Source organism: Flavobacterium sp. MAHUQ-57 (assembly GCF_051908335.1).
In the GTDB taxonomy this organism is placed as follows: domain Bacteria; phylum Bacteroidota; class Bacteroidia; order Flavobacteriales; family Flavobacteriaceae; genus Flavobacterium.
Genome location: NZ_JBPZTE010000007.1, coordinates 106,251 through 116,940, shown reverse-complemented (window position 1 = coordinate 116,940; position 10,690 = coordinate 106,251). Strand labels below are relative to the sequence as shown.

At 37.1% G+C, this 10,690-nt stretch carries 7 protein-coding genes; all 7 read left to right on the top strand.

Annotated elements, in window-relative coordinates:
* Positions 1 to 539 precede the first annotated feature (539 nt).
* The 7 genes from guaA (at position 540) to yidC (ending at position 10,598) form a co-directional block, all read left to right on the top strand.
* Positions 540 to 2,069, top strand: a complete 1,530-nt coding sequence (gene guaA, locus ACS8MM_RS08435) for a glutamine-hydrolyzing GMP synthase (RefSeq protein WP_379715228.1) — start codon at positions 540 to 542, stop codon at positions 2,067 to 2,069.
* A gap of 111 nt (positions 2,070 to 2,180) precedes the next feature.
* On the top strand, positions 2,181 to 4,091 hold the full coding sequence (locus ACS8MM_RS08430) for a LysM peptidoglycan-binding domain-containing protein (protein WP_379715226.1): 1,911 nt from the start codon (positions 2,181 to 2,183) through the stop codon (positions 4,089 to 4,091).
* Positions 4,092 to 4,133: 42 nt separating this feature from the next.
* On the top strand, positions 4,134 to 6,107 hold the full coding sequence (locus tag ACS8MM_RS08425) for a LysM peptidoglycan-binding domain-containing protein (protein ID WP_379715224.1): 1,974 nt from the start codon (positions 4,134 to 4,136) through the stop codon (positions 6,105 to 6,107).
* Entirely contained in the window at positions 6,107 to 6,511 is a 405-nt protein-coding gene (locus ACS8MM_RS08420) for an OsmC family protein (protein WP_379715222.1), read from the top strand. The genes ACS8MM_RS08425 and ACS8MM_RS08420 overlap by 1 nt, the downstream gene beginning before the upstream one ends.
* Positions 6,512 to 6,566: 55 nt before the next feature.
* A complete protein-coding gene (locus ACS8MM_RS08415) occupies positions 6,567 to 6,794 on the top strand; it encodes a DUF3820 family protein (protein ID WP_379715220.1) in 228 nt (75 codons plus the stop codon).
* A gap of 171 nt (positions 6,795 to 6,965) precedes the next feature.
* Positions 6,966 to 8,582 carry a CTP synthase gene (locus ACS8MM_RS08410; protein ID WP_379715218.1) on the top strand — a complete coding sequence of 539 codons (1,617 nt, stop codon included), beginning with the start codon at positions 6,966 to 6,968 and terminating at the stop codon, positions 8,580 to 8,582.
* Positions 8,583 to 8,717: 135 nt separating this feature from the next.
* Entirely contained in the window at positions 8,718 to 10,598 is a 1,881-nt protein-coding gene (yidC, locus tag ACS8MM_RS08405) for a membrane protein insertase YidC (RefSeq protein ID WP_379715216.1), read from the top strand.
* Positions 10,599 to 10,690: the final 92 nt, after the last annotated feature.

The following is a 10,690-nucleotide window of genomic DNA, read 5'->3' as shown; positions in this document are numbered from 1 at the left end:
CACGACGAGCGGTTCGGGTCACGCAGCGCAGTACTGAGATAGTTTTTAGGAGTAGACTATGCAGTCTTGACTTTTTGCTGTGTCTCGGCCTTAGAAGAGATTTCTGCCTGTCTCGTCATCAGACGAGATGTCAAGACAAAAAAGAAAAGACAAGTCGAGGAGGAACGACGAGATGTCAAGGCAAAAGAAAAGAACAAGAAAAATAGTTTGTTTTTAGATTTTATTACGTCACCCCCTTCGGCCTCAGATTCGCAGGCGAGGTTCCAATCATTGAAGAATCCGTAAAAAGAAAAGCTGTTTGAGTCTCGTCAGTCATGACGAGATGAGTTCTTTTCTTTTAGGATTCGAAATGGAATTGGAACGCCGAGAATCGAAGCCTTGACCTTTTGTTTCTTTTGTGTCAAGACAAAAGAAAAGAAAATAATCGTATCCCATTAGCAAACAGGAGGTAGGTAAACAAAAACTCATAACTCATAATCCATAATTTATAATTAAAAAGAAAACTTTTTCCAGTCTACGGGAAATTTCTATTTTTGCACATGCAACACAACGTCCTTATTTTAGATTTCGGGTCTCAGTATACACAGCTGATTGCCCGCCGGGTTCGCGAATTAAATATCTTCTGCGAAATATTTCCTTACAATCATATCCCGGATGATTTATCAAGTTACAAAGCCGTAATCCTTTCTGGAAGTCCTTTTTCTGTTCGTGCAGAAGATGCTCCACATCCTGATTTGTCTCAAATTAGAGGAAAAATGCCATTGTTGGCTGTATGTTACGGAGCACAGTATTTAGCTCATTTTAGCGGTGGAGAAGTGGCACCATCCAATATTCGTGAATACGGAAGAGCCAATCTTTCTTTTATCAAAGAAGACGAATTGTTCTTCGATGAAGTTAATATGAACAGTCAGGTATGGATGAGTCACAGTGATACCATCAAAACCTTACCAACAGGTGGTGTGCGTATGGCTTCTACCAAAGATGTAGAAAATGCCGCGTACCGTATCGAAGGAGAAACTACCTATGCGATTCAATTCCACCCCGAAGTATACCATTCGGAAGACGGAAAACAAATGTTGGAGAACTTCTTGGTGAAAATTGCCGAAGTACCGCAAAACTTTACACCAGGTGCTTTCGTTGATGATATTGTTGCCGAAATGAAAGACAAAATCAAAGACGATAAAGTAGTGTTAGGTCTTTCCGGTGGGGTAGATTCTACCGTTGCAGCCGTATTATTGAACAAAGCTATCGGTAAAAACTTATACTGTATTTTCGTAAATAACGGATTATTGCGTAAAAATGAATTCCATAACGTATTGAAACAGTACGAAGGAATGGGATTGAACGTAAAAGGAGTAGATGCTTCCGAGCGTTTCCTTTCTGAATTGGCTGGGGTAGACGATCCCGAAACCAAACGTAAAATTATCGGTCGTGTCTTTATCGAGGTATTCGATGATGAAGCACACAAAATAGAAGAGGTAAAGTTCTTAGCACAAGGAACTATTTATCCGGATGTAATCGAGTCGGTTTCGGTTAAAGGACCTTCTGCTACCATCAAATCACACCATAACGTAGGTGGATTACCTGACTTCATGAAACTGAAAATAGTGGAGCCACTACGCATGCTCTTCAAAGATGAGGTACGCCGAGTAGGAAAGACGTTAGGTATCGATGACGAATTACTTGGACGTCACCCGTTCCCAGGACCCGGATTATCGATTCGTATCTTAGGAGATATCACTCCGGAGAAAGTGCAAATCCTTCAAGATGTCGATGCAATCTTCATCAACGGATTGAAAGAGCATGGTTTATACGATAAAGTATGGCAGGCTGGTGCCATCTTATTACCGGTGAACAGTGTGGGTGTAATGGGGGATGAACGTACTTACGAAAAGGTAGTTGCCCTTCGTGCCGTAGAATCTACCGATGGTATGACAGCAGATTGGGTACATCTTCCGTACGATTTCCTTATGAAAATATCGAATGAAATCATCAATAAAGTCAAAGGGGTAAACCGTGTGGTGTATGACATTAGTTCGAAACCACCTGCAACTATTGAGTGGGAATAAATAAAACATAATAAAATGTTAAAAAAGTCGTTACAGTAGATATATTTGTAACGGCTTTTTTGTTGATAATGAGTTCGGGCCAAATTAAAAAAACCAAAAACAAACTAAAACATGAAACACTTTTTACTCTTCTTTTTAGGGATGTCTCAGCTTGTGCTTGCCCAGCAGGAAAAAGCATTCAAGCATAATGTGTCTTCTAACGAAACAATCACAGAGATCGCTAAAAAATACAATGTATCCGAAAAAGAAATCTTAAGACTTAATCCCGGTGCCGAAAACGGACTAAAAGAGAACACGCAGTTGTTAATTCCTAACAACAATTCAATCTCGTATTTGCTAAAGAAAAATGATGTTAAAGCTGAAGCTTATGTTGCGCATCAGGTGCAGCCTAAAGAAACGCTTTATGGTATTTCACGTCAACACAATACTACTATTGAAGCTATTCAATTGGCCAACCCGGAAATTCTAAAAGAAGGATTGAAAGTGGGGCAAACTTTAAATATTCCTAGTGTAAAAGTAGCCACAACTCCAACTCCAAAAGCAGTTCCCATGGTTACAGGTAACGTGCACGAAGTACAACCTAAAGAAACGCTTTTTAGTATCGCTCGTTTATACAATGTGTCTGTGAAGGACTTGGATGCACTCAATACCGAAGTCTTGAAAGAAGGTTTAAAGATTGGAATGAAAATTACAATACCGAATAAAAAGAAAACAATCAGCGGACAGGCTCGTATTATCAATAATGAAACGGTTTTCCATGTCGTACAACCAAAAGAAACAAAATATTCGATTTCTAAAAAGTATGGCATAACTATTGAACAGTTGGAATTACAAAATCCTGAAATCATTAATGGATTGACCGAAGGAAATAAATTGGCAATTAATAAGTCGATGTTGAAAGCCAAGAATGAAAACGAAGAGTTAATGATTGCCTTGGCAGAAAAACAGGCGGTAGTTGAAAAGTCAAAAGCACAAAATGCTAAGATTGAAGATCTGGAAGACCGCTTGACGGTTCAAAAGGAACTGAATAAAAAAATGATAACACTGAATAAGCTGAACATTAATTTGAATGCCATAGATGAAACCAAAACAGGTTCGGTTGAAAAGTTACGACTGGTTTTGGATGCCAACAAGAAAATTCAGGATGTGTTAATCGGAAAGTTGGATTCCTTAGCATCGACTATGGAACGTGATTTGGCCGATTTGAAAAACAGGGATGTGGAGACGTTAGAGGAGTCTAAGAAACTAGAAAAGGAATCGTATCAAAATATCATCGAAACCGATAATTTAATACTAGGACTGAAAAGAGATTTAGCAGAAAACCGTAAAATTTACACAGGTATCATGCAGAAGGTTCACCGCATCACTGTACAGGAAAATCAAGAGTATAAAAAGAAAGTGAAAGCGAATTTGTCGGATAAGGATTTGGCTTCTATCGATGAGATTAATAAGCTAAGTGAAGATCAATTGGCGAATGAGAAAAAGAACGATGCATTATTGGCAAAAGTAGCGTCTATCGATGCAGAGAAAAAAGACGAATTAAAACGCAAAATATCAAAAGCAACGTTTTATAGCTCAGAGGCAAGAGAGTATGATGATAAACTGGCACAAGTAAAATTACAGCGTTATCAGAAAACTGCAGAAGAAAATCAGAAAGATGTAGCGACAACCACAACACTTCCTGAAGCTGCTGAGATTAGAAAACAGTTGAATAAGAATATCGTAGATGAGAAACATCCAACCAAGATGGAAATCATCCGCAATTTGAAAGATTTAGAAGATGGATTTTACATGGTGGCACAGGTAACAGATGATACAGCAAAGCGTGACGCTTATGCAATTCAGCTTACCGATGCAGGAGAAACAAAATCGAGTTTCTTCTACAATGTGAACACGTTATCTTATTATGTGTATACTAAAATCTTCAAAACTGCCGATGAAGCAATCTACGAATACAAAACAAAAATAAATGATCCGTTATTTAGTGGATTATTTATTGTACAAATCGCCAAGGAACAATAAATTTGTTTCCGCGAAAAAGCAGATTTAAAAAAAAGAAGAGCAATGAAGAAATTAGTTTGGTTAGTAGTGTTGGGTATGCAATTTTCCTTTGCACAAAATGTAGTAAAACATAAAGTGACCAAAGGAGAAACTATCATACAGATTGCCAAAAAATACAAGATAACTCCAAGTGAAATCTATAAACTCAATCCAGATGCACAAAAAGGTGTAGATGAAAATACCATGCTGGTAATTGCATTACCGGGTAAATCTGTTGCGGAATCAAAGAAGAAAGAAGAGAAAAAATCGGAGAAAAAGACAGATAAGGAAGCAACTGTAGTTGTAAAACACGAAGTGCAACCGAAAGAAACTTTATATACGCTGTCAAAACAATACGGAACTACTGTAGAAGAAATCGAAAAGAGCAATCCGGAAGTAAAAAACGGATTGGGTATTGGTCAGGTGCTTACTATTACCGCTAAAAAAGGCGTAGCAAAAAAACAGGAGCCTAAAAAACAAGAACCTGTATACCACACAGTGGAAACGAAAGAGACCAAATACGGTATTGCCAAAAAGTATGGTCTAACGGTTGAAGAACTGGAGAAGAAAAACCCTGAAATCGTAAACGGATTGCAAGTGGGGCAAGTGTTATTGATTAAAGGAGAAAGACCTAAACCAGTAGAAATTGTTAAAACTGAAACCCCTAAAGAAGAACCTCCAGTTGCTCCCAAAGCTCCAAATCAAGGAATTGCAGTTGTCGAAAAAACATTATCAACGATAGGTTATACAATTCAACCGAAAGAAACTTTATACAGTTTATCCAGACAATTTAATATTACGCAGGAGGAATTGATTAAAATGAATCCAGAACTGAAAGACGGTGTGAAGGAAGGGATGCTGATTGATGTGCCTGTGAAACCAGAGTTGAAAACAGTGGTGAAAAAGGAACTAACGAATTTAACCGAAAGTATTCAGGTGAACGGCAAAAAGAAACTGGCACTACTTTTACCATTCAATATTGCGAAATTAGATCAGGATACCATCAATTCTACGAAGTCTAGATTGAAAAAAGATAAATTCCTGAATATGACACTTGATTTCTACGCGGGTGCTTTGATTGCGGTTGATTCTGCAAAAGCTATGGGATTGAATGTAGATGTACTGATTTTAGATTCGGATGAAACGAAATCAACGTCGAATGTGGTGAATTTAATTCAGGATAATAACTTGAAAAATATGAATGCCATTATTGGTCCGTTTTATCAAAATAATGCAGAAAAAGCAGCTTCTCTTTTAGGAAATGTACCGGTGATTTCACCACTTTCTAAAGATTATGATAAGAAATTCCCTAATTTGATTCAAGCGACTACAATGCCGGATGATATCAAACAAGCCATGTTTGACTTCATGCGTAACAAAGGAGGAAATATAGTTGCAGTTGTCGATCCTAAAAAAGGTTCGGTGAAACAATATATTGAGTCCAATCATAAAGATGTCCAATTTGCTGCTTTCAATGCAAAAGGTGGATTGGATGTGGCTCAGTTGAAAACGCTTTTGGTAAAGGATAAAATGAATTATGTAATCATGGAAACCGAAAAAACGAACTTGATATTGAGTACTACAAGTGCTCTTACCACTTGGTTGAAAGAATATCAAATCAATCTAGTTATTCTTGGTGAAAATGAAGCGTTGGATTTTGAAGAGATTCCAATGAGTCGTCTTACAAAATTAAAAATGCACTATCCTTCAGTTTCTAGACCGAATAAATCAGAAGAAGCTGAAATTTTTGAAAACAACTTCAAAAAGAAAAATAAAGTGTTCCCTAACCAATTTGCTACTCGTGGATTCGATGTGACATTGGATGTTCTACTACGCTTGAATCAAGAGAAATCGTTCATGGAAACATTTGATGAAATAGCTTCCGAACAAGTAGAAAGCGAATTCAACTATGTACAAAATCCTGACGGTGGTTATATGAATAAGGGAGTTCATATTTTGTATTACGATACCGATTTAACAATTAAAGAAGCAAAATAATGGCTACTTCAAAAGTAACTTATGTGGGCGACTTACGTACGTCTTCTATACATATCAATTCTGGATCGGAAATCATTTCAGATGCACCGCTTGACAATAACGGAAAAGGAGAAGCTTTTTCACCAACAGATACTGTTGCTAACGCTTTGGCTTCTTGTATGTTCACTGTTATGGGAATCAAAGCCAATGAAATGAACCTAGATTTTTCTGGCTCTACGGCTGAGGTAACTAAAGTTATGGCGGCAGAACCTAGAAGAATTTCAGAAATCCACATTGTGTTTCATATGAATTTGGAAACCGATGAGAAAACCAAAACGATTTTAGAACGTACAGCGATGACTTGTCCGGTGCATTACAGCTTGCATCCGGATATTAAAAAGGAAATCGTTTTTTACTGGAAATAAAAACACTGCAAGAAACAGAGAATAGAATTCTTTTCTATTCTCTTTCTTTTTTATCATGACAAATCAGGAACAGTTAGTCAAACTCGCTCATACCAAAATGCCTTTCGGAAAATACGAAGGTCGTTACCTTATTGATCTACCCGAACATTACTTGGTTTGGTACCAAGGGAAAGGCTTTCCTAAAGGGCAGTTGGGAGAACAGCTTAAACTGGTTTATGAACTACAACTTAACGGATTGGAAGAGCTCGTGCGCAACATTCGCAGGAACTTTCCTAAACCATAATTTCTTAACGAATAATTGTCAATCAGGCATTGTTTATTATCAATTAATAATTGTATTTTTGCGCGTTTTTAATTGATATTATAATCAAGACTAAAATATATTCTCCCTGAGCATTGTAAAAGGGGTAATACAAACAAATAACACAACAACACAATACAACAACACAACACAATGAATCAAACAAAGTATATTTTTGTTACCGGAGGTGTAACTTCTTCTTTAGGGAAAGGAATTATCGCAGCTTCGTTAGCAAAATTATTGCAAGCAAGAGGTTACCGAACGACTATTCAAAAATTTGACCCGTACATCAATGTGGATCCGGGTACATTAAACCCCTATGAACATGGGGAATGTTATGTAACAGATGATGGAGCAGAAACTGATTTGGATTTAGGTCACTATGAGCGCTTTTTGAATGTGCCTACTTCTCAAGCGAATAATGTAACTACAGGTAGAGTCTATCTGTCTGTAATCGAGAAGGAGAGAAGAGGTGAGTTTCTTGGGAAAACGGTTCAGGTCGTGCCGCACATCACTAACGAAATCAAGGAACGCATGCAGTTACTTGGACAAAGTGGTGATTATGATATTGTCATTACCGAAATTGGTGGAACTGTTGGTGATATCGAATCACTTCCGTATATCGAGTCTGTACGTCAATTGGTTTGGGAATTGGGTGAAAATAATAGTATTGTAATTCATTTAACATTAGTTCCTTTCTTGGCTGCAGCTGGAGAATTGAAAACAAAACCAACACAACACTCGGTAAAAACCTTGATGGAAAGCGGTATTAAAGCTGATATTTTGGTTTGTCGTACCGAACACGAATTGTCGCAAGACTTACGTCAGAAATTAGCGTTGTTTTGTAATGTGAAAAAAGAAGCAGTAATCCAATCGATTGATGCGTCAACAATATATGATGTTCCTAATTTAATGTTGGAAGAAGGCTTGGATAAAGTAGCTTTGAAGAAGTTGGATTTACCGGAAAAGGCGTCTCCCGATTTAAAGCAATGGAACGAGTTCTTGCACAGATTGAAAAACCCGAAACACGAAGTTAACATCGGTTTGATAGGGAAGTATGTAGAATTGCAGGATTCGTACAAGTCTATTTTGGAAGCATTTATTCATGCAGGTGCTGCCAATGAGACAAAAGTGAATGTGATCTCAATTCATTCGGAACACTTGGATGCCAAAACGGCAGAAAACCAATTGAAAGGTTTGGATGGTATACTTGTTGCACCGGGATTCGGCGAAAGAGGAATCGAGGGGAAAATTGAAACTGTGCGTTATGCTCGTGAAAGCAAAATCCCTTTCTTCGGGATCTGTTTAGGTATGCAGATGGCAGTTATTGAATATTCTCGTAATGTTTTAGGTCATTCAGATGCGAATTCAACCGAAATGAATCAAAATACTCCACATCCGGTGATTAACCTGATGGAGGAACAAAAAAATATTACCGACAAAGGAGGAACCATGCGTTTAGGTGCTTGGAAATGCCACTTGGAGGAAAATACATTGGCGCACAAAATTTATGGGAAATCTGATATTTTGGAACGCCATCGCCACCGTTACGAATTCAACGGTGACTATTTACAAGCGCTGCAAAATGCAGGTTTGAAAGCGTCAGGTGTAAATCCTGATACAGGATTGGTAGAAGTGGTTGAATTGGAAAATCATCCGTTTTTTATCGGTGTACAATACCATCCTGAATACAAAAGTACCGTAGCGAATCCACATCCGATTTTTGTAAAATTTGTGGAAGCTGCTGTGAAGCACAAAATTAATCAATAGCGAAGAGCTCAGGCTTTCAGTAGATATGATTCCTGTAGTCGTTATTGTTTTTTACTGATTAGTAACAAAAACTAAAATAAAAGACTAATATAAGCTTATCGCTTGAAGCCTAATGCTTAGAGCAAAATTTGAAAAATGGAACAGAAAAAATTTGATCTTAATTCAATTATTGGATTTACGTTAATTTTCGGTATTATGATGTACATGATGTACACAAATCAGCCTACAGAAGCTGAAATTAAAGCCGAAAAAGCCAAAAAAGAACAAGCTGCAAAAGCAAACGAACCGACTCAAAAAAACGCTGTGGCAGCAACTGCTGTTTCCACGGATTCTACTAAAGTTTCCGCAGCTTTACAAGCCTCTTTAGGTAATTTTGCCTATTCTGCCGCTTTGCCTTCGGCTAAAAACGATGTGACTACATTAGAAAATGATTTGGTGGTATTGAAAATCGCAAACAAAGGTGGTTATATCACAGAAGCGACTTTAAAAAAATACAAATCAATTGATAAAAATGGTAAACTGGTTCAGTTAATCAAAGACAATAACGCCGGTTTAAATATTGCTTTGCAAACTAAAGACGGTAAAACGATCAATACAAAAGACGTTTTCTTTGAGCCTACCTTGACTAAAGTTGATGGTAATCAAGTGCTTTCAATGAAATTGAAATCGGGAGAAAATCAGTTCCTTGAGTACAAATATGTATTGAAAGCTAACGACTATATGTTGGATTTTGATGTACGTTCTCAAGGATTGGCTGGTGTTTTAAATACTACGAAACCGGCAAGTTTAGACTGGAATCTTAAAACGTACCGCAATGAAAAAAGTGTGGCTTATGAAAATACGCTAACAGAAGCGGTTTACGAATATGAAGAAGGGAAAGACGATTACCTTGGACAGTCAAAAGAAGAGGTATCGGTTGAAGGACTTACTTATATTGCATACAAGCAACATTTCTTTACGTCAATCCTATTAACTGGAGCACCAATTAATGAGGCAAAACTTAGTTCGGATAATTTAATTGCTGATGCTGCAAAAGATACCATCTTCACAAAATCGTTCAAGGCTGAATTACCATTGGCATTCAAAAATGGTGAATTGGATTATAAAATGAACTGGTATTATGGTCCAGCTGATTATAAAACATTAAATGCTTACGAAAAAAACCTAGATGAAATTATTCCTTTCGGTTGGGGAATTTTCGGATGGATTAACAAATTCATCTTCGTGCCTCTATTCGGATTCTTGAGTAATTTCTTGGCCTATGGTATTGCAATTATTTTGTTTACAGTACTTATTAAATTGGCTATGGCGCCAATTACTTACAAATCGTTCTTGTCTCAGGCAAAAATGAAAGTATTACGTCCTGAATTGAATGAAATCAATGACAAATTCAAAGATCCAGTAAAACGTCAGCAGGAAACAATGAAGCTATACAACAAAGCAGGAGTAAATCCGATGGCAGGTTGTATTCCAGCTTTGATTCAAATGCCATTTATGTTTGCATCATTCAAATATTTCCCATCGGCATTCGAATTAAGACAACAAGGTTTCTTATGGGCAAAAGATTTATCGTCGTACGACGCTATTGTTAAGTTACCATTCAATATTCCTTTGTATGGAGATCACATCAGTTTATTTCCAATTTTAGCTTCTATTGCGATCTTCTTTTACATGAAGTATACAACTGGTGATCAACAAATGTCGGCTCCACAACAAGAAGGAATGCCAGACATGAGCAAAATCATGAAAATGATGATTTACATTTCACCGGTAATGATGTTGATTTTCTTCAACAACTACGGATCAGGTTTGAGTTTATACAACTTGTTCTCTAATATCATGACATTAGGTATCATGTTCTACATTAAAAATTATGTAGTGGATGAGAAGAAAATTCATGCGCAAATTCAAGAGAATAAATTAAAAGAGCCTAAGAAACCCAGCAAGTTCCAGCAAAAATTACAAGAAGCTATGGAACAGGCTGAGGCGCAGAAAAACGCCAAAGGAAAAAAATAAGTAAATACAATTCCTAAAAATACAATCCCTGTTTTGATTCTTGTAAAAGAATTGAACAGGGATTTTTCTTTGATACAACTCTAAACAACTCT

What these genes read in the sequence shown, in the direction of transcription:
- yidC (WP_379715216.1), top strand. Translation starts at nt 8,718, where the DNA reads ATGGAACAGAAAAAATTTGATCTTAATTCAATTATTGGATTTACGTTA.
- ACS8MM_RS08415 (WP_379715220.1), top strand. Translation starts at nt 6,567, where the DNA reads ATGACAAATCAGGAACAGTTAGTCAAACTCGCTCATACCAAAATGCCT.
- ACS8MM_RS08425 (WP_379715224.1), top strand. Translation starts at nt 4,134, where the DNA reads ATGAAGAAATTAGTTTGGTTAGTAGTGTTGGGTATGCAATTTTCCTTT.
- guaA (WP_379715228.1), top strand. Translation starts at nt 540, where the DNA reads ATGCAACACAACGTCCTTATTTTAGATTTCGGGTCTCAGTATACACAG.
- ACS8MM_RS08410 (WP_379715218.1), top strand. Translation starts at nt 6,966, where the DNA reads ATGAATCAAACAAAGTATATTTTTGTTACCGGAGGTGTAACTTCTTCT.
- ACS8MM_RS08420 (WP_379715222.1), top strand. Translation starts at nt 6,107, where the DNA reads ATGGCTACTTCAAAAGTAACTTATGTGGGCGACTTACGTACGTCTTCT.
- ACS8MM_RS08430 (WP_379715226.1), top strand. Translation starts at nt 2,181, where the DNA reads ATGAAACACTTTTTACTCTTCTTTTTAGGGATGTCTCAGCTTGTGCTT.